General features: G+C 74.5%; 24 protein-coding genes. 9 read left to right on the top strand and 15 right to left on the bottom strand.

Features of this window, described 5'->3' with window-relative positions; translation table 11 throughout:
- The first annotated feature begins 117 nt into the window (after window positions 1–117).
- From ACA511_RS13440 to ACA511_RS13430, 3 genes are all read left to right on the top strand, one after another.
- Window positions 118–1,806: an ExeM/NucH family extracellular endonuclease gene (locus ACA511_RS13440; protein ID WP_375024524.1), complete on the top strand. Its 1,689-nt coding sequence runs from the start codon at window positions 118–120 to the stop codon at window positions 1,804–1,806.
- Between the two features lie 102 nt (window positions 1,807–1,908).
- Window positions 1,909–2,214, top strand: coding sequence for a hypothetical protein (locus ACA511_RS13435; RefSeq protein WP_375024523.1), 306 nt, complete (start codon window positions 1,909–1,911; stop codon window positions 2,212–2,214).
- Window positions 2,215–2,258: 44 nt separating this feature from the next.
- Window positions 2,259–3,254 (top strand): LLM class flavin-dependent oxidoreductase, encoded by a 996-nt coding sequence (locus tag ACA511_RS13430; RefSeq protein ID WP_375024522.1) that lies wholly within the window; start codon window positions 2,259–2,261, stop codon window positions 3,252–3,254.
- A gap of 26 nt (window positions 3,255–3,280) precedes the next feature.
- Here ACA511_RS13430 and gabT read toward each other — a convergent pair whose 3' ends face one another.
- Window positions 3,281–4,642: a 4-aminobutyrate--2-oxoglutarate transaminase gene (gabT, locus tag ACA511_RS13425; RefSeq protein ID WP_375024521.1), complete on the bottom strand. Its 1,362-nt coding sequence runs from the start codon at window positions 4,640–4,642 to the stop codon at window positions 3,281–3,283.
- 93 nt (window positions 4,643–4,735) lie between these two features.
- Here gabT and ACA511_RS13420 point away from each other — a divergent pair, with 93 nt between their 5' ends.
- On the top strand, window positions 4,736–6,199 hold the full coding sequence (locus ACA511_RS13420; protein WP_375024520.1) for a PucR family transcriptional regulator: 1,464 nt from the start codon (window positions 4,736–4,738) through the stop codon (window positions 6,197–6,199).
- Between the two features lie 5 nt (window positions 6,200–6,204).
- Window positions 6,205–7,632, top strand: a complete 1,428-nt coding sequence (locus tag ACA511_RS13415; protein WP_375024519.1) for an aldehyde dehydrogenase family protein — start codon at window positions 6,205–6,207, stop codon at window positions 7,630–7,632.
- Here ACA511_RS13415 and ACA511_RS13410 read toward each other — a convergent pair.
- Both ACA511_RS13410 and ACA511_RS13405 read right to left on the bottom strand, forming a co-directional pair.
- Entirely contained in the window at window positions 7,629–8,693 is a 1,065-nt protein-coding gene (locus tag ACA511_RS13410) for an alpha/beta hydrolase (protein ID WP_375024517.1), read from the bottom strand. The genes ACA511_RS13415 and ACA511_RS13410 overlap by 4 nt on opposite strands.
- Window positions 8,694–8,791: 98 nt before the next feature.
- Window positions 8,792–9,592, bottom strand: coding sequence for an SAM-dependent methyltransferase (locus tag ACA511_RS13405; RefSeq protein ID WP_375024516.1), 801 nt, complete (start codon window positions 9,590–9,592; stop codon window positions 8,792–8,794).
- 147 nt (window positions 9,593–9,739) lie between these two features.
- On the opposite strand from ACA511_RS13405, the gene ACA511_RS13400 reads away from it, so the two are divergent.
- Window positions 9,740–10,009: a hypothetical protein gene (locus ACA511_RS13400; RefSeq protein WP_375024514.1), complete on the top strand. Its 270-nt coding sequence runs from the start codon at window positions 9,740–9,742 to the stop codon at window positions 10,007–10,009.
- Between the two features lie 7 nt (window positions 10,010–10,016).
- On the opposite strand, the gene ACA511_RS13395 is transcribed toward ACA511_RS13400, so the two are convergent.
- Both ACA511_RS13395 and ACA511_RS13390 read right to left on the bottom strand, forming a co-directional pair.
- On the bottom strand, window positions 10,017–10,634 hold the full coding sequence (locus ACA511_RS13395) for a class I SAM-dependent methyltransferase (RefSeq protein WP_375024513.1): 618 nt from the start codon (window positions 10,632–10,634) through the stop codon (window positions 10,017–10,019).
- An 11-nt stretch (window positions 10,635–10,645) separates the two neighbouring features.
- Window positions 10,646–12,145: a carboxyl transferase domain-containing protein gene (locus tag ACA511_RS13390; protein ID WP_375024512.1), complete on the bottom strand. Its 1,500-nt coding sequence runs from the start codon at window positions 12,143–12,145 to the stop codon at window positions 10,646–10,648.
- A 114-nt stretch (window positions 12,146–12,259) separates the two neighbouring features.
- Between ACA511_RS13390 and ACA511_RS13385 the strand changes: the two genes are divergently transcribed.
- Complete coding sequence (locus tag ACA511_RS13385; RefSeq protein WP_375024511.1) at window positions 12,260–13,711, top strand: amidase; 1,452 nt, start codon at window positions 12,260–12,262, stop codon at window positions 13,709–13,711.
- A 4-nt stretch (window positions 13,712–13,715) separates the two neighbouring features.
- Here ACA511_RS13385 and ACA511_RS13380 read toward each other — a convergent pair whose 3' ends face one another.
- Complete coding sequence (locus tag ACA511_RS13380; RefSeq protein WP_375024509.1) at window positions 13,716–15,080, bottom strand: sensor histidine kinase; 1,365 nt, start codon at window positions 15,078–15,080, stop codon at window positions 13,716–13,718.
- Between the two features lie 378 nt (window positions 15,081–15,458).
- Between ACA511_RS13380 and ACA511_RS13375 the strand changes: the two genes are divergently transcribed.
- The gene (locus ACA511_RS13375; protein WP_375024508.1) at window positions 15,459–16,682 is read left to right on the top strand and encodes a serine/threonine-protein kinase; all 1,224 of its coding nucleotides are present in this window, start codon (window positions 15,459–15,461) and stop codon (window positions 16,680–16,682) included.
- Window positions 16,683–16,718: 36 nt separating this feature from the next.
- Here the strand turns inward: ACA511_RS13375 and ACA511_RS13370 are convergent, their stop codons facing one another.
- Complete coding sequence (locus ACA511_RS13370; RefSeq protein WP_375024507.1) at window positions 16,719–17,837, bottom strand: PP2C family protein-serine/threonine phosphatase; 1,119 nt, start codon at window positions 17,835–17,837, stop codon at window positions 16,719–16,721.
- A 158-nt stretch (window positions 17,838–17,995) separates the two neighbouring features.
- Here ACA511_RS13370 and ACA511_RS13365 point away from each other — a divergent pair, with 158 nt between their 5' ends.
- Window positions 17,996–18,211 (top strand): hypothetical protein, encoded by a 216-nt coding sequence (locus tag ACA511_RS13365; RefSeq protein WP_375024506.1) that lies wholly within the window; start codon window positions 17,996–17,998, stop codon window positions 18,209–18,211.
- A 15-nt stretch (window positions 18,212–18,226) separates the two neighbouring features.
- On the opposite strand, the gene ACA511_RS13360 is transcribed toward ACA511_RS13365, so the two are convergent.
- The 8 genes from ACA511_RS13360 to ACA511_RS13325 all read right to left on the bottom strand — a co-directional run bounded on the left by ACA511_RS13360 (window position 18,227) and on the right by ACA511_RS13325 (window position 24,294).
- Entirely contained in the window at window positions 18,227–18,703 is a 477-nt protein-coding gene (locus ACA511_RS13360) for a ribose-5-phosphate isomerase (protein ID WP_375024505.1), read from the bottom strand.
- A 68-nt stretch (window positions 18,704–18,771) separates the two neighbouring features.
- Window positions 18,772–19,815 carry a hypothetical protein gene (locus ACA511_RS13355; protein WP_375024504.1) on the bottom strand — a complete coding sequence of 348 codons (1,044 nt, stop codon included), beginning with the start codon at window positions 19,813–19,815 and terminating at the stop codon, window positions 18,772–18,774.
- 45 nt (window positions 19,816–19,860) lie between these two features.
- A complete protein-coding gene (locus ACA511_RS13350; protein ID WP_375024503.1) occupies window positions 19,861–20,820 on the bottom strand; it encodes an ATP-binding protein in 960 nt (319 codons plus the stop codon).
- 124 nt (window positions 20,821–20,944) lie between these two features.
- A complete protein-coding gene (locus tag ACA511_RS13345; RefSeq protein WP_375024502.1) occupies window positions 20,945–21,697 on the bottom strand; it encodes an energy-coupling factor ABC transporter ATP-binding protein in 753 nt (250 codons plus the stop codon).
- Complete coding sequence (cbiQ, locus tag ACA511_RS13340) at window positions 21,694–22,458, bottom strand: cobalt ECF transporter T component CbiQ (RefSeq protein WP_375024501.1); 765 nt, start codon at window positions 22,456–22,458, stop codon at window positions 21,694–21,696. Before cbiQ ends, ACA511_RS13345 begins: the two co-directional genes overlap by 4 nt.
- Complete coding sequence (locus ACA511_RS13335) at window positions 22,458–22,814, bottom strand: PDGLE domain-containing protein (RefSeq protein ID WP_375024500.1); 357 nt, start codon at window positions 22,812–22,814, stop codon at window positions 22,458–22,460. Before ACA511_RS13335 ends, cbiQ begins: the two co-directional genes overlap by 1 nt.
- Window positions 22,815–22,826: 12 nt before the next feature.
- Window positions 22,827–23,543: an energy-coupling factor ABC transporter permease gene (locus ACA511_RS13330; RefSeq protein WP_375024499.1), complete on the bottom strand. Its 717-nt coding sequence runs from the start codon at window positions 23,541–23,543 to the stop codon at window positions 22,827–22,829.
- A gap of 136 nt (window positions 23,544–23,679) precedes the next feature.
- The gene (locus ACA511_RS13325; protein WP_375024498.1) at window positions 23,680–24,294 is read right to left on the bottom strand and encodes a DsbA family protein; all 615 of its coding nucleotides are present in this window, start codon (window positions 24,292–24,294) and stop codon (window positions 23,680–23,682) included.
- Window positions 24,295–24,425: the final 131 nt, after the last annotated feature.

Here is a 24,425-nt window from a genome sequence, read left to right as displayed (position 1 = left end):
GGCGTTTCGCAAAGCGGAGGTCGAGCCGCACCCAAGATTGCGACAATCCGTTGCAAATTGGTGGAGTCTTCATTAACGGTTCGCACCCTCGCCGAGGCCGCGCCCTACTCTCCCGCCATGCGCCGAACAGCAGCAGCACTCGCGACCGTCCTGACCGCCGGCCTCGCCGCCGGCGTGCAGCCGGTCGCCGCGGCGGAGCCGCCCGCCTGCGGCACGCCCGCCGACCACCAGATCGCCGACGTCCAGGGCGGCGGGGACGCGAGCCCGCTCGCCGGGCGGACCGTCCGGGTCGAAGGCGTGGTGACCGCGGACTTCCAGCGGTCCGACCAGCTCAAGGGGTTCTTCGTCCAGGACCCGACGCCCGACCGCGACCCGCGCACGTCCGACGGGATCTTCGTCTACTCCACCCGGGAGGCCGCGGTCGGCGACCGCGTCCTCGTGACCGGCCAGGCCGTCGAGTACAACGGGCTCACCGAGCTGTCGCCCGTCTCGGCGGTCGACGTGTGCGGCACGGGGCGGATCGCTCCGGCCCGCGTCCGGCTCCCGCTGGACGGCGCAGCCCAGCGGGAGCGGTACGAGGGCATGCTGCTGCGGTTCCAGCAGCGGCTCACCGCCACCGAGGTCTACCGGCTCGGACGGTACGGGGAGGCCACCGTCTCCGCCGGCGGCCGGCTCTTCCAGCCGACCGACGGGCACGGCTCGACGCAGGCGCGCAACGACGCGCGGAAACTGCTCGTCGACGACGCGTCGAACGTCCAGAACCCGGACGCGATCCCGTACACCGACCCGCGCGTCCTGCGGATCGGCGACTCGGCGCAGGGGCTCACCGGCGTGCTCGACCACGGGTTCGGCGAGTACCGCCTGCAGCCGACCGAGACGGCGCGGTTCGCCCCCGCGAACCCGCGGCCGGACCGGCCCGCGCGCGTCGGCGGCGACGTGCGCGTGGCGAGCTTCAACACGCTGAACTGGTTCACGACGCCGGGCAGGCGCGGCGCCGACACCGCCGCGGAGCAGGAGCGGCAGCTCGCCAAGCTCGCCGCCGCGCTCAAGGGACTGAACGCCGACGTCGTCGGGCTCATGGAGGTCGAGAACAACGGCGACACCGCCGTGGGCGCGCTCGTCGACCGGCTGAACCGGGAGGCCGGCGCCGGGACGTACGCGTGGGTGCGGCACCCGTACCCGGGGACGGACGAGATCCATGTCGCGCTCGTCTACAAGCCGGCGAAGGTCACCCCGGTCGGCGCGGCGCGGTCGTCGCAGGACCCGGTCTTCGACCGCCCGCCGCTGGTGCAGGCGTTCCGGCCCGCGTCCGGCGGGACGGCGTTCACCATGATCGTGAACCACTTCAAGTCGAAGGGCTGCGGCGACGCCGCCGGCCCCGACGCCGACCAGGGCGACGGGCAGGGCTGCTACAACGCCCGCCGCGTCGCGCAGGCGAAGGCGATCGGCGCGATCGCGGACGGCGCCGAGAACCCGCTCGTCGTCGGCGACCTCAACGCCTACGCGGCCGAGGACCCGGTGAAGACGCTCACCGGCGCGGGGCTCGTCTCGCAGACGCCGCGGTTCGTCCGCCCCGGCGACCGGTACAGCTACGTGTTCGACGGGCAGTCGGGCGAGTTGGACCACGCGCTCGCCGGACGGTCCCTGTCGCGGCGCGTGACGGGCGCGACGATCTGGCACGTCAACAGCGACGAGCCGGTGTTCCTCGACTACAACACCGAGTTCAACCCGGCGCGGTTCTACCGGCCGGACGAGTTCCGCTCGTCCGACCACGACCCCGTCCTGCTGGGGCTGAACCTGCGCTGACGCCGACCGGGCCGGCCGCCGGAAACCGGCGGCCGGCCCCTCGCGCACGGCGATCACCACGCGTATGATCCAGATCACATTTCGAGTGATCGGTGCGCTGAGATGACCGAGACCGCCCCCGCCCCCGCCCCCGCCACCCCCGCGCTCGCCTTCGGCATCGGCCCCGACGGGACCTACACCCGCCCCGGGCAGATCGCCGCGTTCATCCTCGGCCTCTTCACGATGGTGGTGTTCGTGCCGCTGGTCGTGGTGGCCGCGCTGCTGTACGCACGCGCCGAGACCCGGTTCGCCGAGGACCCGGCGCGGGCCCGCACCCTCGTGAACTGGTCGTGGGCCTGCGTCGCCGTCCCCGTCGCGCTGGGGGCCGCCGCCTCCGTCGTCGTCGCGGCGGTGCAGCTGCTCGCGTAGCGCCGCCGGGAAGAGGACCGCCGTCCGGCGGGTTGGCACACGGTATGACCGTGCGCTTCTCCGTCCTCGATCTCGCCCCCGTCGTCAGCGGCTCCACGTCCGGCCAGGCGCTGCGCAACACCCTCGACCTGGCCCGGCACGCCGAGCGGCTCGGCTACCACCGGTACTGGCTCGCCGAGCACCACGCGATGCCGGGCATCGCCAGCTCGGCGACGGCCGTGCTGATCGGGCAGGTCGCCGCGGCCACGTCCACGATGCGGGTCGGGTCCGGCGGGATCATGCTGCCGAACCACGCGCCGATGGTCGTCGCCGAGCAGTTCGGGACGCTGGAGGCCCTGTTCCCGGGCCGCATCGACCTCGGGCTCGGCCGCGCGCCCGGCACCGACCAGGCCACCGCGCGGGCGCTGCGCCGCTCCCCCGACGCGCTGTCGGTGGACGACTTCCCCGAGCAGGTCGTCGAGCTGCGCGACTACTTCGGCGCGGCCAGCACGGTGACGCCGGCCGCCGGGAACGAGCCGCCGATCTGGCTGCTCGGATCCAGCGGCTACAGCGCCCGCCTCGCCGGGCTGCTCGGCCTGCCGTTCGCGTTCGCGCACCACTTCAGCGCCCAGAACACCGTGCCCGCGCTGGCGCTGTACCGCGACTCGTTCCGTCCCGGCGCGCTGGACGAGCCGTACTCGATGATCGGCGTCTCGGTCACCGCCGCCGGGACCGACGAGCGGGCGCGCGAGCTGGCCGCCCCGCAGGCGCTCGGCTTCCTGCGGCTGCGGCAGGGCCGCCCGGGGCCGCTGCCGACCCCGGCGGAGACCGCCGCCCACCCGTACACGCCGCTGGAACGGCAGATGATCGACGCGCGGCTGGCCGACCAGGTGATGGGCGGCCCCGAGACCGTCCGCGCGCAGCTCGACGCGCTCATCGAGCGGTCCGCGGTCGACGAGGTCATGGTGGTGACGCAGGTGTTCGACCACGCCGACCGGCTGCGCTCCTACGACATCCTCGCCGACCTCTACAAGGAGGACTTCGCGGCGGACGCCGGCTGACCCCGCGCCCGCGGGGCCGTCCCGGATCACTCCTCGAACGCCTCCGCCAGGACGTCCAGGCCCTCGGCCAGCAGGTCCTCGGGGATGACGAGCGGCGGCAGGAAGCGCAGCACGTTGCCGTAGGTGCCGGTCGTCAGCACGAGCAGGCCGCGCTCGTGGCAGCGCCCCGCGACCCGCGCGGTCAGCTCGGGGTCGGGCTCCTTCGTGCCCGGCCGCACCAGCTCGATCGCGATCATCGCGCCGCGGCCGCGCACGTCCCCGATCGCCGGGTGGACGGCGGCGAGGTCGCGCAGCCGGGGCAGCATGATCTCGCCGATCCGGCGGGCCCGCCCGGCGAGCTTGCCGTCCTCGATCTCCGCCAGCACGGCGAGGGCCGCCTCGCAGGCGAGCGGGTTGCCGCCGTAGGTGCCGCCGAGTCCGCCGCCGTGCACCTTGTCCATGATGTCGGCGCGTCCGGTGACGGCGGCGAGCGGCAGCCCGCCGGCGATGCCCTTCGCGGTCGCGACGATGTCGGGGACGATCTCCTCGTGCTCGCAGGCGAACATGTCGCCGGTGCGCGCGAAGCCCGTCTGCACCTCGTCCGCGATGAACAGGACGCCGTTCGCGCGGCAGAACGCGGCCAGCGCCGGCAGGAACCCCGGCGCGGGCTCGATGAACCCGCCCTCGCCCAGGATCGGCTCGATCAGCACCGCGGCGACGTTCGTCGCGCCGATCTGCTTGGTGATCTGGTCGATCGCCTGCGCCGCCGCCTCCGGCCCGCAGTTCTCCGGGCCGGTCGGCCAGCGGTACGGGTACGCCAGCGGCATCCGGTACACCTCGGGCGCGAACGGGCCGAACCCGTTCTTGTACGGCATGCTCTTCGCGGTCAGCGTCATCGTCAGCAGCGTCCGGCCGTGGTAGCCGTGGTCGAACACCACGACCGCGTCCCGCCCGGTCGCGTACCGCGCGATCTTGACGGCGTTCTCCACGGCCTCCGCGCCGCTGTTGACGAGGAACGACCGCTTCTCGTGGCCGCCGGGCGTGACGCGGTTGAGGTTCTCGCACACCTCCACGTACGACTCGTACGGCGCGACCATGAAGCAGGTGTGGGTGAACCGGTCGGCCTGCGCCTTCACCCGCGCGGCGACCCGCGGGTTCGCGTTGCCGACGCTCGTCACCGCGATGCCGGAGCCGAAGTCGATCAGGGAGTTGCCGTCGGCGTCGACGATCACGCCGCCGTCCGCGTCCGTCACGTACACGGGCAGGACGCTGCCGACGCCCGGCGGCACCGCCGCCACCCGCCGCTCCTGCAGTTCCCGGGAGCGCGGCCCCGGGATCTCGGTCACGACGCGGCGTTCCTGCGGCAGCCTGCCGCCGCTGGCCCCAAGGGCAGAGTCCTGGCTGGTCATGTGCCTGAACATAAGCCGGGCGGCGCATACGATGAACCGTACGGGACGGCGAAATCCGCTCCCCGAGATGGACACTTTGCACAGGGATTGCCGATGCCGCCCATGCTGGCCGCCGTGGCGGCCCTCCCCCAGCTCGGCCTGCGCTCCCGCACCGGGCCGCTGCCGGACGCACCGGTCGTGTGGGTCGCCGTCAGCGAGCTGGAGGACCCGACCCCGTTCCTCGAAGGCGGCGAGCTCGTCCTCACCACCGGCATGCGGCTGACCCCGGCGAACGCCGCCGCGTACGTGTCCCGGCTGGTCGGGCGGGGCGTCACCGGCCTCGGGTTCGCGGTCGGAGTCATCCACGAGACCGTCCCGGCGGAGCTGCTCGCGGCGGCCCGCGACCAGGGGCTCGTCCTGCTGGAGGTGCCGCGGCCCACCCCCTTCATCGCGATCGGCAAGGCCGTGTCGCGGATGCTCGCCGCCGAGTGGTACGAGGACGTCACCCGCGCGTTCGCGGCGCAGCGGGAGCTGACCCGCGCCGCGCTCACCGGGCCCGGCGCGCTCGTCACCCGGCTGGCGCGGCTGCTCGGCGGATGGGCGCTGCTGCTGGACGCGTCCGGGGCCGTCCAGCACGCGGAGCCCGCGAGCGCCCGCGGCCGCGCCGGGGCCCTCGCGTCCGAGCTGGCCCGGCTGCGCCGCCGCTCCGCCGCGAGCGTCTCGCTGGCCGTCCCGGACGGCCACACGGCGGTGCAGCGGATCGGGCTCGGCGGGCGCCCGCGCGGGTTCCTCGCCGTGGGGACCGACGCGCCGCTGCCCCCCGCCGCGCACACGATCGCCGGCGCGGCCGTCGCGCTGCTGACGCTCCAGTCGGAGACCCCGCGCACCGGCCGCGACCTGCGGGCCTCCCTCGCCGCGCTGCTGCTCGGACGTCCCGGCGCGGGGCCTTCGGTGCCGCGCGGGCCGGTCCGCGTCCTGGCCTGCGCGGGCGGGACCGCCGTGCTGGACGCGCTGGAGTCCGACCCGGCGGGGGCGCACTGCCCGGCGCTGCCGCTGGGCGGGCACTGCGCCGTGATCGTCCCGGACGGGGCCGGCGACGCGGTCGAGGCGCTGCTGGCGGGCACCGGCCCGATCGGCGTGAGCGCCCCCGCGTCCGGCGACCTGGCCGCGGCGCTGCGGCAGGCGGAGGAGGCGCTGGCGGCGGCCAGGCAGACGAACCAGGAGGTGCTCCACTACGCCGACCTCCCGGGGCAGGGCCTCCTCGGCCTCCTGGAGCCCGGCCTCGCGCACGCCTTCGCCGACACACTTCTCGCACCGCTCCGGAACGAGGACCTGATCGAGACGGTCCGGGCCTATGTCTCGGCCAACGGGCAGGGGGAGGCGGCGGCCCGCGCGCTGGGCGTCCACCGGCACACCCTCCGCGCGCGGATGCGCAAGGCCACCGAGCTCCTCGGACGCGATCCCGACGATCCGGCCGTCCGCGCCGAGCTGTGGATCGCGCTCGCCGTCACGGCCAACCGGGCCGGCCGGATTGGACACGATGGAGACTCGCAATCGGGTCCCCCGGCACTAGCGTGAACGGCATGAACGTGACCCCATTCTGGCTGGCCGGCCGGCCCGAGACCGGTGACGGTGAGCTGACCGTTACGCATCCCTACGACGGCCGCGTGGTCGGGACGGCGGCCGTCCCGACGCCCGCGCAGGTGGAGGAGGCGATCGCCGCCGCGGACGCGCTGCGCGGGGAGGCCGCGGCGCTGCCCCTGCACGTACGGGCCGAGGCGCTCGCGCACGTGTCCGCGCGGATCGCCGAGCGCGCCGAGGAGATCGCCCGGCTGATCACCGCCGAGAACGGCAAGCCGCTGCTGTGGGCGCGCGGCGAGGTGACCCGCGCGATCTCCACGTTCCGGTTCGCCGCCGAGGAGGCCCGCCGCTTCAGCGCCACCACCCAGCGGCTCGACACCGACCCGGCCGCCGAGGGCCGGATGGCCTACATCACCCGCGTGCCGAAGGGCCCGGTGCTCGGCATCTCGCCGTTCAACTTCCCGCTCAACCTCGCCGCGCACAAGATCGCGCCGGCGATCGCGGCGGGGACGCCGATCGTCCTCAAGCCGGCGCCCGCGACGCCGCTGTCCGCGCTGCTGCTCGGCGAGCTGCTCGCCGAGACCGCCCTGCCCGCCGGGATGTTCTCGATCCTGCCCGTGCCGAACGACCGCGCGCCCGCGCTCGTCGACGACCCGCGCCTGCCGATCGTGTCGTTCACCGGCTCGGTCCCCGTCGGCTGGGCGATCAACGACCGGGCGCCGCGCAAGCACGTCACCCTCGAACTCGGCGGCAACGGCGCGGCCGTCGTCCTGCCGGACGCCGACCTCGACTGGGCCGCCGCGCGCATCGGGCTGTTCGGCAACTACCAGGCCGGGCAGAGCTGCATCGCCGTCCAGCGCGTCTACGTCGACCGGTCCGTGTACGAGGAGTTCGTGCCGAAGCTGGTCGACACGGTCGCCTCGCTCGTCACCGGCGACCCGTGGGACGACAAGACGCAGGTCGGCCCGCTCGTCAGCCGGGAGGCCGCCGAGCGCGTCGAGACCTGGGTGGACGAGGCCGTCGCGGCGGGCGCGAAGGTCCTGACCGGCGGCACCCGGGAGGGCGCCGCGTACGCGCCCACGGTGCTCGCCGGCGTCCCCGCCGACGCCAAGGTCTCCCGCGAGGAGGTCTTCGGGCCGGTCATGCTCGTCCAGCCCGTGGACGGCGTCGACGAGGCGTTCGCCCTCGTCAACGACTCCAAGTTCGGCCTCCAGGCGGGCGTGTTCACGCGGAGCATCGACATCGCGTTCCGCGCGCACCGCGAGCTGGACGTCGGCGGCGTCGTCGTCGGCGACGTCCCGTCCTACCGCGCCGACCAGATGCCGTACGGCGGCGTGAAGGACTCGGGCGTCGGACGCGAGGGCCTGCGGTCGGCGATGGCCGACTACACCGAGGAGAAGGTCATGGTCTTCACCGGCCTGCCGCTCTAGTCCGTCCCGCCCCGGCCCGCGCCGCGCGGCCCTGCGTACAGCCCGGTGCGCAGGGCCCCGGCCGCCTCCGACAGCGCCTCCTGGAACCGCCCGCCGAGCGACCACGTGTTCGCGAACCCGTGGATGAGGTCCTCCTGCCGCCGCAGCGCGACGCGCACCCCGGCCTTCTCCAGCCGGCCCGCGAACTCCTCGCCCTCGTCCCGCAGCGGGTCGAAGCCCGCCGTGACGAGGTACGTCGCCGGGAACCCGGCCAGGTCGGCGGCCAGCATCGGCGACGCCTTCACCTCGGCGCGGCGCTCCTGTGGGCAGTAGTGGTCGGCGAACCAGACCATGTCCGCGTCGGTCAGGTAGAAGCCCTCCGCGAACAGCTCCCGCGACCGCCGCCGCACCGAGAAGTCGGTCGCCGGGTAGAACAGCAGCGCGAAGTCGGGCGTGCGCCCGGCCAGCAGCGCGACGACCGCCGCGAGGTTGCCGCCCGCGCTGTCGCCGCCGACCGCGATGGACGAGGGGTCGGCGCCCAGCTCCGCGGCATGCCCGGCCGCGTACTCGTAGGCGGCGAGCGCGTCGTCGGCCGCCGCCGGGTACGGGTGCTCGGGGGCGAGCCGGTACTCCACCGTCAGCACCCGCACCTCGGCGTGCACCGCCAGATACCGGCAGACCGAGTCGTGGGTGTCGATGTCGCCGATGACCCATCCGCCGCCGTGGTAGAAGACGAGCAGCGGCGACCCCTCCGCGAGCCCGCGGGGCGTGTAGAGCCGGGCCGGCACGCCGCCCGCGTCGACCGTCCGCGCCGCCACCGGACGCGCCGGGACCTTCGGCAGCAGCACCTTCGTCCGCGCGAGCCCGGCCCGCGCCGCCCCGACGCTCGCCCCGCCGAGCCTCCGCTCGCCCTCCAGCCGCATCATCAGCAGCAGCAGCTGCGCGTCCAGCGCCAGCCGCTGCCCGTCCCGGTGCACCGGCGCCCCGGCGATCAGCCGCTTGACCGGCTCCGGCAGCGCGAAGACGCTCCGCAGCATCCGTCCCGCCACCGAGGGGGGCACCATCTCCGCCAACGACGCCATACCGTCCTCCAAGCCCAGGGGGTTCCGCCAACCGTACTCTCCGGTAGCCTCCCGCGCCCCGGCGGCCGCTCAGCCTCCGCCCGCGCGGGGAAGTCGGGTCAGGGCTTGCGGGCCACGGCGGCGTAGCCGGGGACTTCGGCGGGTTCGCCACCGGGGCTGTTGTCGGGCCGCCAGCGGGACATGGAGACCACTCCCGGGTCGAGGAGTTCCAGCCTGTCGAAGAAGCGGGTGACGGCGTCGCGTGTGCGCGGCACCATCGGGTTGGCCGACTTCTCGTTCCAGTCCTGCTGGGCGTCCGCCTGGGCCGTCCGGCCCTCGTCGAAGTCCAGGGTGGCGTGCGTGACCGCCAGATGGCTGCCGGACGGGACGGCGTCCAGCAGCGCGGAGAGGAGGCGCCGGGCCTCGGCGTCGTCGTGGACGAAGTGCATGATGCCCAGCAGCATGATCGCGACGGGCCGGTCGAGGTCGAGCGTCCCGGCGGCCTTGGCCAGGATGTCGCCCGGATCGCGCAGATCGGCGTGGACGTAGTCGCAGGCGCCCTCGGGGGTGCCGCCGAGCAGGGCGCGGGCATGGGTCCGCACCAGGGGATCGTTGTCCACGTAGACGATCCGCGCGCCGGGGGCGACGCGCTGGGCGACCTCATGGGTGTTGTCCATGGTCGGCAGGCCGGCGCCGATGTCGAGGAACTGGCGGACGCCCGCCTCGCCCGCCAGGTGGCGGACGGCCCTGCCGAGGAAGGCGCGGTCGGCGAGGGCGATGTCGGTGATCGGCGGGAACACGGCGCGGAACTGCTCGGCGGCGCGCTGGTCGACCTCGTAGTTGTCCGTGCCGCCGAGGAGGTAGTTCCACACCCGTGCCGAATGCGGCACCGTCGTGTCGATCTCAGGGTGCTCGGCCACGGCAACGCCTCCCGAACCGTCGGTTTTCCGACAACCTAGCGGCCGGGCGGCGGCGGACGTAAGAGGTTTCCACGATGCACTCGGTAGTCAACTTGTGACAAACTGTGGTCCAAAGAGACGAGGCGATAGAGGACGGGAAAGCGAACCATGGCCGAGAAGACCGCGCCGACCGGGCCTTCCGCGAACGTCCGGGGCCTCGCGGGCCGGAAGGCCCCGCGCGAGTGCCGGATCCACCGGGTCGCCGCCTGCACCCTCGTCCTGGTCGGCGCCATGGCGGCGGTCGCGGTCGTCCAGTCGTTCGTCCCCCGCGGGCATCGCGGCAGGCGGCGGCTGCGCCGGACGCGTCCCTGGCACCGCCGGCCGGGCTCCCCCGGAGCGGCCCGGCCGCGCGATGCCGCGGACGAGCCGCGGACGTGACCGGCTTCTAGTCCTTGCGGAGCAGCAGGTGGCCGGCCGGGAAGCGTTCGATCTCGGTCGGGCTCCGCAGCAGCCGGGCGACCTCGGTCAGCCCCGCCCGGCGGCCGAGGTCGGCGACGGAGTCGATCGGCCACCGGTAGGCCCGCACGACCTTGTGGTCGAAGCCCTCCGGTTCGTGCCCGCCGCCGGACTGGAAGCCCAGCAGCAGGTGGCCGCCCGGGGCCAGGACGCGGTGGAACTCGGCGAAGGCGCGCGGGACCTCGGCGGGCTCCAGGTGGATGATCGAGTACCAGGCGAGGACGCCCGCGAGGCCGCCGTCCGGGAGGTCGAGCGCCGTCATGGTGCCCTCCTCGAAGCGCAGGTCCGGGTGGTCGGCGCGGGCCTGGGCGATCATCGCGGGCGACAGGTCGACGCCGGACGCGTCCAGCCCGAGGGAGTGCAGGAACGCCGTCACGTGGCCGGGGCCGCAGCCCAGCTCGGCGACCGGGCCCCGGCCGCGGACGAGATCCGCGAACGCGGTGAGCAGCGCGCGGTCCAGGGGCAGGTCGTCGAGGACGTTGCGGAACATGTCGGCGTACAGCACGGCGACGGCGTCGTAGCCGTCCCGTGTGGCGATCTCGGTCATGGGCCCCGACGTTAGCGGGCGCGGCGGTACCGGGCCTGGCGGGCGGCCGCTCCGCCGGGCGCCAGGCCGGACAGTCCCGCCTCGATCGCGGCGGCGGCGCGGCGGCAGAACGCGGCGGGCTCGTCGGCGGCGTCCGGGCGCTCGTCGACCAGGACGTCCGCGATGCCGTCGCGGAGCAGGTCGGCGGAGCGGACGCCCTGGGACGCGGCCATCTCGTCCGCGCGCGCCGGGGTCCGGTGGACGATCACGGAGGCGCCCTCCGGCGGCAGCGGCGACAGCCAGGCGTGCCGGGCCGCGAGGACCCGGTCCGCGGGCAGCAGCGCCAGCGCCGCGCCGCCGGTGCCCTCGCCGAGGAGCAGGCAGAGCGTCGGCGCGGGCAGCGTGATCAGGTCGGCGAGGCAGCGCGCGATCTCGCCGGCCAGCCCGCCCTCCTCCGCCTCCGCCGACAGGACCGCGCCGGGCGTGTCGACCACGGTGACCAGCGGGAGGCCGAGCTGGGCGGCCAGCCGCATCCCGCGCCGCGCGACCCGCAGCCCGGCCGGGCCGAGCGGGTGGCCGGCGCGCTGGCTGCCGCGGTCCTGGCCGACCAGCACGCACGGCGCCGCGCCGAAGCGGGCGAGGGCGAGCGTGAGTCCGGGGTCGGCCTCCCCCTGCCCGGTGCCCGACAGCGGGGTCACGTCGGCCGCGCCGTGCCGCAGCAGTTCGCGGACGCCCGGACGGTCGGAGCGGCGCGACCGTCCGACCGACTCCCACGCCGGCACGTCCGGCACGTCCGGCACGTCCGGCACGTCGGGCACGTCCTCCGGAGGTCGGGGCACCGGCGCCGAAGGCGGCCTCCCGCACAGGACGTTCAGCGCCCGCGCCGCGACCTCCGCGAGATCGCCGATGCCGACCACGGCGTCCAGCAGGCCCTTCGCGGCGAGGTTCTCGGCGACCTGCACGCCGGGCGGGAACGGCTCCCCGTACAGGCCCTCGTACACGCGCGGGCCGAGGAAGCCGATCAGCGCCCCCGGCTCGGCGGCCGTCACGTGGCCGAGCGACCCCCACGAGGCGAACACCCCGCCGGTCGTGGGATGCCGCAGGTAGACGAGGTACGGCAGCCCGGCGGCGCGGTGCGCGGCCACGGCAGCCGTGATGCGGGCCATCTGGACGAACGCGGCCGTCCCCTCCTGCATGCGGGTGCCGCCCGAGGACGGCGCGGCGAGCAGCGGCAGCCGCTCGGCGGTGGCGCGCTCGACCGCCGCGACGATCCGGTCGGCGGTGGCGAGGCCGATCGAGCCGGCGAGGAAGCGGAACTCCGACACGACGAACGCGACGCGGCGGCCCCGCAGCAGGCCCTCCCCGGTGAGGACGGCCTCGTCGCATCCGCTGCGCTCCCGGGCGGCGGCCAGGTCCCTGCCGTAGGGGGACGCGGGAGGCGGCTCCCCAGCGGGCGGTTCGTCCCAGGACGTCCAGGCGCCCTCGTCCAGCACGCGGCGCAGCAGCTCGCGCGCCCCGACCCGTCCCGCCACGCCGCCCCTTCCGCCGGTCCTCCCAGCATGATGGCCGCAGGGCCGGGACGCCCCGCATCCGGGGGTGGACACTGGGAGGTGCCCGGCAGGAGACCCGGCGGAGAAGGAGGGCACGTGTCCGAGGAGATCTGCTTCGCGTCCGCCCGGGAGCTGGCGCGCCGGATCCGCGCCCGCGAGCTGTCCGCGCGCGAGGTCGTGCGGGCGCACCTGGACCAGATCGAGCGCACGAACCCGCACGTCAACGCCATCGTCACGCTCGTCGCGGAACGGGCGCTGGAGCAGGCGCGCGACGCCGACGAGCGGCTCGCCGGCGGGGCGCCGCCCGGCCCGCTGCACGGCCTGCCCATCGCCCACAAGGACACGCACGCCACCGCCGGCATCCGCACCACGTCCGGATCGCCGATCTTCGCCGACCACGTCCCGGACGAGGACGAGCTGGTCGTCGAGCGGATGCGCGCCGCCGGGGCCATCACCCTCGGCAAGACGAACGTGCCGGAGTTCGCCGCCGGCTCGCACACCTTCAACCCCGTCTTCGGGCTGACCCGCAACCCCTACGACCCGTCCCGCTCGGCGGGCGGCAGCAGCGGCGGCGCGGCGGCGGCGCTGGCCTGCGGGATGCATCCGCTCGCGGACGGCAGCGACATGGGCGGCTCGCTGCGCAACCCCGCGTCGTTCTGCAACGTGGTCGGATTCCGCCCCTCGCCGGGTCGGGTGCCGTCCTGGCCGGTCCCGGCGGGCTGGGCCGCGATGAGCGTGCAGGGCCCGATGGCGCGCGAGGTCGCGGACGCGGCGCTGCTGCTGTCGGTGCTCGCCGGCCCCGACCCGCGCAGCCCCATCGCGCTGGACACGCCCGGCTCGGCGTTCGCCGGCCCGCTCGACCGCGACCTGTCCGGGCTCCGCGTCGCCTGGTCCCCCGACCTCGGCGGGGCGGTCCCCGTCGACCCGGCCGTCACCGGCGTCCTCGAACCGGCCGTCAAGGTGTTCGAGGAGCTGGGCTGCGCGGTCGAGGAGGCGTCCCCCGACCTGTCCGGCGCCGACGAGGTGTTCCGCACGCTGCGGGCCTGGCACTGGGACATCGCCCTGCGCCCCCTCCTGGACGAGCGCCGCGCCGCCGGGAGCGGCTCCGGCCGCGAGGTCAAGGCGTCCCTCGCGGAGAACATCGACGCCGGACGCACCCTGACCGGCGCCGACCTCGGACGGGCCGAGACCCTGCACACCGCCCTGTTCCACCGCGTCCGGGAGTTCTTCGAGCGGTACGACGCGCTGCTCCTGCCGGTCAGCCAGGTGCCGCCGTTCGACGCCGCGATCGAGTACCCGGCCGAGGTCGCCGGGCGCCCCATGCCCGACTACCTGGAGTGGATGCGGTCGTGCTTCCTCGTCTCGGCGACCGGCAGCCCCGCGCTGTCGGTGCCGGCCGGGTTCACCTCCGAGGAGCACGGCGGGCTTCCGGTCGGGTTGCAGATCGTCGGGCCGCACCGCGCGGACTTCGCCGTCCTGCAGATCGGGCACGCGTTCGAGCAGGCGACCCGGCACGCGGCGCGCCGCCCTCCGCTGGCCGCGCCGTAGCGCGCTACGGCGCGTCCCGCGGGATGCGCAGGACGAACCGGGCGCCCCGGTCGCTGTCCGCGACGACGAGCGTCCCGCCGTGCGCGCCGGCGATGTCCCGGGAGATCGTCAGCCCGAGGCCGGTGCCGGCGGCGTCCCGCGCCCGGCCCTCGGGCAGCCGCTGGAACCGCCGGAAGACGCGCTCGCGGTCCTCCGGCGCGATGCCCGGCCCGTCGTCGCGGACCTCCAGCACGGCCTCCCGCCCCTCCGCCGCCACCGTCACCCAGATCCGCGACGCCGCGTGCCGCTCCGCGTTGTCCAGCAGGTTCGTCAGCACCCGCGTCAGGTGGCGCGGGGCGACCCGCGCCGTGACGCCCGCGGCGGCGTCGACCTCGACCGGGACGCGCCGCACCCGCCGGCCCGCCTCCGCGCGCACCAGCTCGCCGAGGTCGACGCGCTCCCGCTCGACGTGCACCCCGGCGCCCAGCCTCGCCAGAATGAGCAGGTCGCCGACGATCCCCTGCAGCCGGTCGGCGTCCCCGAGCGCCGCCCGCGCGACCGCCGGCCAGTCCTCGTCCTCCGGATGCTCCAGCGCCACCTCCAGCTGGGCGCGCAGCCCGGTCAGCGGGCTGCGCAGCTCGTGCGAGACGTCCGCGACGAAGGCGCGCTGCCGGGACAGCACGTCCGCGAGCCGGTCCAGCGTCACGTTCACCGACTCGGCCAGGTCCGACACCTCGTCGTTCGGGCCCGGGACGGTGACCCGGCGGTCGGACTCGCCGCCGGTGATCTGCGCCAGCTCGGCGCTCATCACCCGCACCGGCCGCAGCGCCCGGCGCACCGCCCGCGACACGATCCAGCCGACCGCGGCCGTCGCGGCGAGCGCCAGCATCACGAGCAGCCCGATGAACGCGCCCCGGTACTGCGTGAACTCGTTGATGGGCGCGCCCGCGTACACGATCCGCACGCCCTCGCGGGTCACCAGCTTCTCCGAGACGAGGTACACGTTGGCGTTGCCCTGCACCTTGACGGTGCGGTACTCCCGCCGGCCCACCGTCCGCGGCTCCGGCACGCTCAGCGGGCCGCGCCCGTGCAGGGACTCGCTCGCCGCCAGCACCTCGCCCTCCCCGCTGACGACCTGGAGCAGGGTGAAATCGGGGTCCAGGACGGCCAGCGACCCGCGCGGGTCGGTCTCGGTGACGATCGTGGCCAGGTCCGCGACGACGAGCGTCCCCTGGTCGTGCAGTCCCTCGAACACCGTGCTCCGGACGGCCTGGTAGAAGAGCACCATGCCGACGACGAGGAGCACGCCGGTGAGGAGGGTCGCGGCGGCCGTCACGCGGGTCCGCACCGACCAGCGGGACGGCGACAGCAGGTCCCCGAAGATCCGCACCCCGGCGCCCCTCCCCCTGACCGGCTCGCACACGCCGGGGGGTTGACGCAGCAGAGGTCTTACCAGGTCATTGCCCTGCGAAACCTTCACCGCGGACCGGACCGGCGCCCGTGCGGACGGCGCCTCCCACCCCTGGGGAGCCGTCCGCACGGGCACCGCCTTCGGTGCCGCCAGCCGCCCGTTGCCCGTGCGCCGAGGAGGATCGCGGGGGCCGGGTCGTGCTGCCGAACTGCTCCCCACTCTGCACTCCTCCGGTGCACGCGGTGCTACATCGGCGTGACAATCGCGTTTCCGGACTTCCTGCAGGAACCGGCCATAATCTGCCGCCGAACGGGGATTGGACGGACAGGAGATACCAGAGGGAGCCGGGAACGCCCCATGGACGGAGACATCAGGCCGCTCGAACCCGCCGACCCGCGCCAGGTCGCGGGGCATACGCTGCTGGGCCGGCTCGGGTCGGGCGGCATGGGGACGGTCTACCTCGGCGCCGACCCCGTGTCCGGCGGGCGCGTCGCGGTGAAGACGATCCACCCGCACCTGGCCGGCGACCCCGTCTACCGCCGCCGGTTCAAGGACGAGGCGTACCTCGCGAGCCGGGTCGCGTCGTTCTGCACCGCCCGGGTCCTCGCGCACGGCGAGGAGAACGGCCGCCCCTATCTCGTCACCGACTACGTCGGCGGCATCTCGCTGCACGACCGGCTCGTCTGCGAGGGGCCGCTGCCGCCCGCCGACCTGCACGGCGTCTCGGTCGGCGTCGCGTCCGCGCTCGCCGCCATCCACGCCGCGGGGCTGGTGCACCGCGACCTGAAGCCCGCCAACGTGATGCTCACGCTGTCCGGCTGCCGCGTCATCGACTTCGGCATCGCCAGCGGCCGGGACTCCCCGAACGCGGCCGCGGCCTCCGGCAAGGTCTTCGGCACGCCCGGCTGGATGGCGCCGGAGGTGCTCGTCGGCGGGCCCGCGACCCCGGCCGCCGACATCTTCGCCTGGGGGTGCCTCATCGCCCACGCCGGGACGGGCCAGATGCCGATCGGCGGCGACCCGGCGACGCTCCGCACCGGCGACCCCGACCTGGACGGGCTGCCGGAATCGCTCGTCCCCGCCGTCCGGTCGGCGCTCGCGGCCGACCCCGCCGACCGTCCGAGCGCGTCCGACCTGCTGCTCGCCCTCGTCGAGCAGCCGCAGCCGCACGTCGGCGAATGGCCGGAGGCGGACCCTGCGCCGCGTCCGCGCCGGGCCCGGCCGGGACGGGCGGGCCGTCCGCCGCCCACCGACCGGGAGGGGGCCGACACCAAGGCGTTCACACCGCCCGGCATGGCCGGCGCCAGGTCGTCCACCCGGACCCGGCTGCTCGCGGGCGCGGGCGCCGCCGCCGGCACCATCCTGATCGGCGCCATCATCGCCGGGCTCACGCAGGGGAAGAGCGACGCGCCGCCGAGGCCGTCCACGCCCGTCCCGTCGACGCCGTCGGCGTCGCCCGCGTCGCCGAAACGGGCGAGCGTCATCAAGCCGGGCACGGCCAAGCGGCCGCCGGCGAAGTCGCACAAGGTGAAGCACAAACCGAAGCACGGCAAGCACAAAGGCAGGCACAAGCGCGGCTGAGGCTGCGCCGGGCGACCGGACGGCGGGTCAGGTGCGTCAGGTGCGCCAGATCAGCACGAGCGCGCAGTCGTCGTCACGGGTCGCGGCCATCGTCTCGACCAGTTCCCGCGCGCCGCGCCCGAAGCCCTGCGGGACGAGCCGCTCCGCCTCGCCGAGCAGCCGGTCGATCCCCGCGTCCAGGTCGCTGCCGGGCGACTCCACCAGCCCGTCGGTGTAGAGGAGCAGCGCGTCGCCGGGCCGCAGCGTGCCGCGCTCCGGGACGCAGTTCAGGTCGGGCACCACGCCGAGCACCACGCCCTTGGCGGAGCTGACCCGCCACTCGCCGCTGCTCGCGTCGAACTGGACCGCCGGCGGATGGCCCGCCGACTCGACCGTGAACTCCCCCGTCTTCAGGTCGACGACGACGTGCACGGCCGTGACGAAGCCCTCGTCCCAGCGCTGGCGCTGCAGGTAGACGTTGCAGGCGGGCAGGAACCGGTCGGTCTGGATCGATCCAAGGAGGCCGCCGAAGGCGCCCGACAGCATCAGCGCCCGCGTTCCGGCGTCGGTGCCCTTGCCGGAGACGTCGACGAGGGCCACCTCCAGGCTGTCGCCGTCGAAGGACGACACCACGAAGTCGCCGCCGAAGGACGAGCCGCCTGCCTGGAGCATCACGACCTGCGATTCCCAGCCGTCCGGCAGTTCGGGCATCTCGCCCTGCCGGCGCAGCCGGTCGCGCAGCTCCAGCAGCATCGAGTCGCCGCGCAGGCCCTGCACGCCGAGCTGCTGGCGGGTGCGGGCCAGGGTCAGCGCGAGCACCGCGGTGATGGTCAGCGTGGCGATCATGCCGGGGCCGATGGCGGCCACGTCCTGCCAGGCGTTGTAGGCCGTCATCGCGACGACGACGCCGAGCAGCGCGACCAGGCTGCGCACCTTCAGCAGCAGCCCGCCGCCGAGCACGACCAGGACCAGCGCGCCGGACGGGGCCAGGCCGCGCGACTCGCTGGTGGTGGCGAGCCCGATCGCGATCGCGAGGACCGCGAGGACGGCGAAGACGTACCGCTCCCTGGTCAGCTTGCCCTGCCTGGCCCACCGGTACAGCGCCACGAGCAGGGGAATCCTGCGCAGCACGGCGCGCACCCGCGGCGGAAGGAGCTGCACCAGTCGTTGAAGCATGACTCCGGCACTGTATCGAGCAATCACCCCGGCCGGTCGGTATCCGGGGCAGCCATGACCCCTTGCAACGGTCCAGCTTCGTTTTATATGGGTATGTGTCACCAACGGGACACATGGTGTCCTGGGGAGAACGGTGTCGCGGTGAGAGGAGACGGCGCATGGTCCAGCCCGGCATGCGGATCACGGTGGACGCGGCGATGCGTGCGCGGGACGTGTCCCGTCCCCGCCCCGACGGCGAGGAACCGCCCGCCGCCGCGCCCGCCCCGGGCAAGGCCGCCGAACCCGCCAAGCGCACCAAGGCCGCCAAGAACGAGCGGCGCCGCCAGGACAAGCGCGGCGCCGCCGCCCGCAAGCCGCCGGAGAACGGTCTCTGACCCGGCCGGGGCCGGTCAGCCCTCGCGCGGCAGCGGGGGGAGTTCGCCGGTGTGCTCGTAGGCGCTGAGCATCCTGATCCGGCGGGTGTGGCGCGGTTCCTTGGAGTAGGCCGTCCCGACGAACAGTTCCAGGAACCGCGTCGCGGCGGCCAGGTCGTGCTGGCGGGCGCCCAGCGCGATGACGTTGGCGTCGTTGTGCTCGCGGGCGAGCTTCGCGGTGTCCTCGTTCCAGACCAGCGCGGCCCGCACGCCCTTGACCTTGTTGGCCGCGATCGCCTCGCCGTTGCCGGACCCGCCGATCACGACGCCGAGCGTCCCCGGTTCGGCGGCCGTGCGCTGCGCGGCCCGCAGGACGAACGGCGGGTAGTCGTCCACGGCGTCGTAGACGAACGCGCCGCAGTCGACGGCCTCGTGCCCGCTCTCCTTCAGCCAGGAGACCAGGTGCTCCTTCAGTTCGAAGCCGGCATGGTCGGATCCAAGAAACACGCGCATGCGCCGATTCTCGCAGGCCGGTGGGCGTCGTGCGCGCGGGGGTCGGGCCGCCGGTGTCGGGCCGCGGGTCAGGCGCCCTCGCCGTCCCGCTTGCGGTCGATGACCGTCCGGTCGTCGAGGCCGAGGCCGTCGTCCTCCGGCGTGTCACCCTTGGGCGCGTCGTCCTTGGGCTCGTCGTTAGGCGCGTCGTTCTGGGGCGCGGCGTCCTCGGGCGCGTCCTGCCCGGCCTCGGCCGGTGCTTCGGCGGGCGCTTGAGGCGCCTGCTCGGGCGGCGGCGCGGACGCCTGCTGCGGGACGGGCGGCGCCTGCTGCGGCATCGGCGCGGCGCCGAACTGCTGCGGCGCGGCCTGCTGCGGCGGGTACGGCTGCGGCGCGGGCTGCTGGGGCATGCCGCCCCATGCCTGCTGCTGAGGCTGCCCCTGCGGCGGCACATACGGGACGCCCTGTTGCATCGGCTGCGGCTGCATCGGCTGCTGCATCGGCTGCCCGTAGGACGGCTGCTGCATCGGCATGCCGGGCTGCGGCTGCCCGTACTGGCCGGGCTGCTGGACGTACTGCCCCGGCTGCCCGACCTGGCCGGGCTGCTGCGCCGCCGCGCCGCGGGGGCGGCCCACGAAGTAGCCCAGCAGCATGCCGAACCCCGCGAGCCAGCCGTAGGCGAAGCCGAAACTCGCTCCGTGGGTGAGCGAGTTGAAGACGAACGAGCCGCTGTCGCTGGTGATGTCCAGCACCAAGCGCATCAACACGCCCACCACGAACCCCGCGATGCCCGCCGCGACGGTCGTGGCCCACCAGCCGGTCACGACCGCGCCGATCGCGCCGCGCTCGGGGTCGACGGCGCGGGCGCCCGCCACCGCGAGCAGGATCAGCAGGACGAAGAACAGCACGAGGCCGATGTCCAGCACCACGACGTACTTCCAGAGGCCCTCGCCGGGAGTCAGCCGCCACGCCGGGAAGAGCAGCCAGTAGAGCGGCGGTGCGATGCCCTCGTCCCAGTGGAGCCCGCTGTCGTTGATCGCGTCGACGACCCACTGGTTGCCCAGGAGGATCGAGATGAGGGCGATGGGAACCACCGCGCCGCCCGCCATGACCAGCATCCGCCGCATCGTCATGGCGGGCAGAGTAGTGGGCATCGCTGCCCGCCGGTAGGCCCGGTATCACCCCGGGTAAGCGGCCCGCGCGGCGGGCGGGAAGCGGAAGTCGGGATCGACCTGCGCTTCGAGGTCCTCGCCGGCGGCGCGGCTGGCCCAGCTGCGCGCGTTCTTCACGTGGAACTCGACGGCCTGGCGCTGGAACCTGTCCCAGTCCTTGACGCGGCCGTCGACCTCGGCGCGCATCCGGTCGAGGGCGGCGGTGTTGTCGTCCTCCAGCACGACGCCGTGCCGGCCCTGCTCCAGCGCCCGGACGGCGGCGGACTGGCCGAGCCACGTCAGCAGGTCGTCGCCGACGTGCTCGCGCAGGTAGGCGACGTCCTCCTCGCCCTGGACCTTGTTGCCGACGACCCGGATCGCGACGTCGTAGTCGCGCGCGTACTCGGTGTACTGCCGGTAGACGCCGACGCCCTTCCGGGTGGGCTCGGCGACCAGGAACATGAGGTCGAACCGGGTGAACAGCCCGGACGCGAACGTGTCGGCGCCGGCGGTCATGTCGACGACGACGTACTCGCCCGGCCCGTCCACGAGGTGGTTGAGGTAGAGCTCCACCGCGCCGGTCTTGGAGTGGTAGCACGCGACGCCGAGGTCGTCGTCGTTGAACGGGCCGGTGGCGAGGAGCGTGACGCCGTCCACCTCCTGGCCGGCCTCGTGGAACGGGTCGTCGCCGCGGAACCGCAGCAGCCGCGAGCCGGCGCCGGGCGGGGTCGTCTTGGCCATCGCGGCCGCGGACGAGATGCGGGGGTTGTCGCCGCGCAGGTGCTCCTTGATCTCGGTGAGCCGGTCGCCCAGCGCGGGGACCTTGGCGGCGCGGGCCTCGTCCAGGCCGAGCGCCACGCCGAGGTGCTGGTTGATGTCGGCGTCGATGGCCACCACCGGCAGCCCGCGCCCGGCCAGGTGCCGGACGAACAGCGACGACAGGGTGGTCTTGCCGCTGCCGCCCTTGCCGACGAACGCAACCTTCACGAATGCCTCATTTCGGATATGAAAACCGTTACCAGTGTCGGTACGTCCGAGTCTTGCGAAGGGCGGACGGCGAGGCAAGCGGAACGGCCGAAGAGGCGGCGAATCGGAACCGAGAACCGGGGAATCAGCGGACGGCGGCGGCCGGGTCGAACCCGAACGGCAGTTCCAGGCGGTGCTCGGCCAGGAGGCCGGCGTCCGTGAGCAGGTCCCGGGTGGGACGGTCGGCCGTGATGACGCCGCCGGAGAGGATCACCGAGCGCGGGCACAGCTCCGCCGCGTACGGGAGGTCGTGCGTGACCATCAGGACCGTCACGTCCAGGCTCAGCAGGATCTCGGCCAGCTCGCGGCGGCTCGCCGGGTCCAGGTTCGAGGACGGCTCGTCCAGCACGAGGATCTCCGGCTCCATCGCCAGGACGGTGGCCACGGCGACGCGGCGGCGCTGCCCGAAGCTGAGGTGCTGCGGCGGGCGGTCGGCGACGTCCAGCATGCCGACGCGGGACAGCGCGTCCCGGACCCGGCGGTCCAGCTCGGCGCCGCGCAGGCCGAGGTTGGCGGGACCGAACGCCACGTCCTCCCGGACGGTCGGCATGAACAGCTGGTCGTCGGGGTCCTGGAAGACGATGCCGACGCGGCGGCGGATCTCCCGCAGCGCCTTCTTGTCCTTCGGGTCGACCGCGAGGCCGCCGACCCTGACCTCGCCCAAGCCGCCGTGCAGGATGCCGTTCAGGTGCAGGACGAGCGTGGTCTTCCCGGCGCCGTTCGGCCCCAGCAGCGCGACCCGCTCGCCGCGCCCGATCGTGAGGTCGACGCCGAAGAGGGCCTGCGTGCCGTCCGGATAGGCGTACGCGAGACCCCGCACTTCCAGCGAAGGCGTCATGGAACCATCCAAGCAGCCAGGGCGACGAGGGCGGCGGCCGAGGGCAGCGCGGCGGCGGCCGTCCACTGCGCGGCCGTCGCGCCGACGTCGTGCATCACCGGCATCCGGCCGTCGTAGCCCCGGCTCACCATGGCCAGGTGGACGCGCTCGCCCCGCTCGTAGGAGCGCAGGAACAGCGCGCCGACCGACCTGGCGAGCACGCCCGTCGCCCGGATGTCGCGCGCCTCGAAGCCGCGGGACGCGCGCGCCACCCGCATCCGCCCGAGCTCCGCCGTGACGACGTCGCCGTACCGCAGCATGAACGTGGCGATCTGCGTGATGAGCTGCGGCATCCGCAGCCGCTCGATGCCGAGGAGCAGCAGCCGCGGCTCGGTGGTCGCGGCGAGCAGGATCGACGCGACGACGCCGAGCGTGCCCTTGGCGAGGATGTTCCAGGCGCCCCACAGCCCGCTCTCGCTGAGCCGCAGCCCCAGCACGGCGATCTTCTCCCCCTCGGCGACGAAGGGCAGGAGGAACGCGAACGCGACGAACGGCACCTCGATGACGACCCGCCGCGCGACCGTCCGGAACGGGACCCGGGCGGCCGCCGTGACGGCCGCGAGCAGCAGCGCGTACACGCCGAACGCCCAGAGCCGCTCGCGCGGCGTGGCGACGACGAGCAGCACGAACGCCAGGACGGCGACGAGCTTGCACTGCGGCGGCAGCCGGTGCACCGGCGACGCGCCCGGCACGTAGAGCCGGTGCGCGTGCCCCGCGCCCATCAGCCCTTCCGCGCGGGCTCGGGCGGCGCCTCCGCGCCCTGCTCCGGAGCCGTCCCGGACGGCCCGGCGCCGCGCCGCCGGACGCCCCAGAACAGCCCGCCGCCGACCAGCAGGACGGCGCCGACGCCGACGACCCCGGACAGCCCGCCCGACAGCCGGGCGTTCTCGACGCCCTTGACGCCGTAGTCGCCGAACGGGGAGTCCTTGAGCGAGTGGTCCTTCTCCTCGGCGCTGATGCCCTTGTCCTCCGCGACCTTCTCCAGGCCGTCGGGGTTGCCGGAGGCGTAGTAGCTGACGATCCCCGCGAGGACGAGCGAGACGAGCAGGAACCCGATGAAGAAGCGCTTCGTGGTCATGGGAGTTCCTCCTCAGGCGCGGGACGGCTCGGCCGGGCCGTCCGCCTTCTGCTCGGCGGCGGTGCGCAGCTCCAGCGGCTTCAGCAGCCCGCGCGCCCCGTGGACGAGGTCGGGGCGGACGGCGAGCACGCTCGACACGGTCACGGCGGTGATCAGCGCCTCGCCGATCCCGATCAGCACGTGGACGCCGATCATGGCGGTGGCGACCTTGCCGATCGACACGTCCGCCGTCCCGCCGACCGCGTAGACGGCCGTGAACGCGACGGCCGCGGCGGGCACGGAGACGACGGCGGCGACGAACGCGGCCCCCGACACCGACGCCCGCGTCTTGGGCAGCACCCGCAGCAGCAGCCGGAACAGCCCGTAGCCCACGACGACCGTGACGAGGGACATCGTGGTGATGTTGACGCCCAGCGCGGTCAGGCCGCCGTCCGCGAACAGGAGCGCCTGCATGAGCAGGACGACCGAGACGCACAGGACGCCTGTGTACGGCCCCACGAGGATCGCCGCGAGCGTCCCGCCGAGCAGGTGCCCACTCGTCCCGGACGCGACCGGGAAGTTGAGCATCTGCGCGGCGAACACGAACGCGGCGGTCAGCCCGGCGAGCGGCGCGGTGCGGTCGTCCAGCTCCCGCCGCGCTCCGCGGAGCGCGATCCCGACCCCGGCCACCGCGACCGCGCCGGCCGCGATGGACACCGGGGCGTCGATGAAACCATCCGGTACGTGCACGTCCTCACCATCCCTGCCTGTTTTGACCAGCGAGACCAGTTTGGCGGCACATACCTAGTAGTTGCAACATGCTCGCAATAGCAAGCCTCATGTCACCGGGACGCCACCCGGCGGGCCGGCCGCGGCCCCGGCCGGGTCAGTCGAAGATCGGGTCGGCCGTCCGGGTCCGCTTGAGCTCGAAGAACCCGGGCGTGCTCGCGACCGCGACGACGCCGTCGAAGAGCTTGGCGGCGGCCTCGCCGCGTGGGATCGGGGAGACGACGGGGCCGAAGAAGGCGCTGCCCTCCACCTCGATGACCGGGGTGCCGACCTCCTGGCCGACGCGGTCGATGCCGTCCTGGTGGGACGCGCGCACCGCCTCGTCGTAGGCGGTGGAGCCGGCGGCGTCGGCGAGCGCCGGGTCCAGGCCCGCCGCGGTCAGCGCCTCCTCGTAGTAGGCGCGGTCGAACTTCTGCTTCTCGTGGTGGCGGCGCGTGCCGAGCTCGGTGTAGAGGCGTCCGAGCACCTCGGCGCCGTACTTCTGCTCGGCGGCGATGCACACGCGCACCGGCCCCCACGCCTCGGCGAGCATCTGCCGGTACTCGTCCGGGATGTCCTTGTCCTCGTTGAGGACGGCCAGGCTCATCACGTGCCAGCGCACCTGGATCGGGCGCAGCTTCTCCACCTCCAGGATCCAGCGGGACGTGATCCACGCCCAGGGGCACAGTGGGTCGAACCAGAAGTCCACCGGCGTAGGTGCGTTCTCAGTCAACGTCGCCTCCAAGAGAGTGAAAGGGCATGCCTTAGAGCGACAACCGGGACGCCCCCGTCCCGATTCCCGCGGCGCCGGGGCCCGCCGAAGCCCATGCCTTAGGCCGTGGCGGACGGACCGGGACGGCGTCC

Source organism: Actinomadura sp. GTD37 (genome assembly GCF_041951365.1).
In the GTDB taxonomy this organism is placed as follows: Bacteria; Actinomycetota; Actinomycetes; order Streptosporangiales; family Streptosporangiaceae; genus Spirillospora.
This window is presented reverse-complemented; position numbering and strand designations above follow the sequence as displayed.

Coding starts and splice junctions, on each gene's coding strand:
- ACA511_RS13440 (WP_375024524.1), top strand. CDS start 118: ATGCGCCGAACAGCAGCAGCACTCGCGACCGTCCTGACCGCCGGCCTC.
- ACA511_RS13435 (WP_375024523.1), top strand. CDS start 1,909: ATGACCGAGACCGCCCCCGCCCCCGCCCCCGCCACCCCCGCGCTCGCC.
- ACA511_RS13430 (WP_375024522.1), top strand. CDS start 2,259: ATGACCGTGCGCTTCTCCGTCCTCGATCTCGCCCCCGTCGTCAGCGGC.
- gabT (WP_375024521.1), bottom strand. CDS start 4,642: ATGACCAGCCAGGACTCTGCCCTTGGGGCCAGCGGCGGCAGGCTGCCG.
- ACA511_RS13420 (WP_375024520.1), top strand. CDS start 4,736: ATGCCGCCCATGCTGGCCGCCGTGGCGGCCCTCCCCCAGCTCGGCCTG.
- ACA511_RS13415 (WP_375024519.1), top strand. CDS start 6,205: ATGAACGTGACCCCATTCTGGCTGGCCGGCCGGCCCGAGACCGGTGAC.
- ACA511_RS13410 (WP_375024517.1), bottom strand. CDS start 8,693: ATGGCGTCGTTGGCGGAGATGGTGCCCCCCTCGGTGGCGGGACGGATG.
- ACA511_RS13400 (WP_375024514.1), top strand. CDS start 9,740: ATGGCCGAGAAGACCGCGCCGACCGGGCCTTCCGCGAACGTCCGGGGC.
- ACA511_RS13395 (WP_375024513.1), bottom strand. CDS start 10,634: ATGACCGAGATCGCCACACGGGACGGCTACGACGCCGTCGCCGTGCTG.
- ACA511_RS13375 (WP_375024508.1), top strand. CDS start 15,459: ATGGACGGAGACATCAGGCCGCTCGAACCCGCCGACCCGCGCCAGGTC.
- ACA511_RS13370 (WP_375024507.1), bottom strand. CDS start 17,837: ATGCTTCAACGACTGGTGCAGCTCCTTCCGCCGCGGGTGCGCGCCGTG.
- ACA511_RS13365 (WP_375024506.1), top strand. CDS start 17,996: ATGGTCCAGCCCGGCATGCGGATCACGGTGGACGCGGCGATGCGTGCG.
- ACA511_RS13360 (WP_375024505.1), bottom strand. CDS start 18,703: ATGCGCGTGTTTCTTGGATCCGACCATGCCGGCTTCGAACTGAAGGAG.
- ACA511_RS13355 (WP_375024504.1), bottom strand. CDS start 19,815: ATGACGATGCGGCGGATGCTGGTCATGGCGGGCGGCGCGGTGGTTCCC.
- ACA511_RS13345 (WP_375024502.1), bottom strand. CDS start 21,697: ATGACGCCTTCGCTGGAAGTGCGGGGTCTCGCGTACGCCTATCCGGAC.
- cbiQ (WP_375024501.1), bottom strand. CDS start 22,458: ATGGGCGCGGGGCACGCGCACCGGCTCTACGTGCCGGGCGCGTCGCCG.
- ACA511_RS13335 (WP_375024500.1), bottom strand. CDS start 22,814: ATGACCACGAAGCGCTTCTTCATCGGGTTCCTGCTCGTCTCGCTCGTC.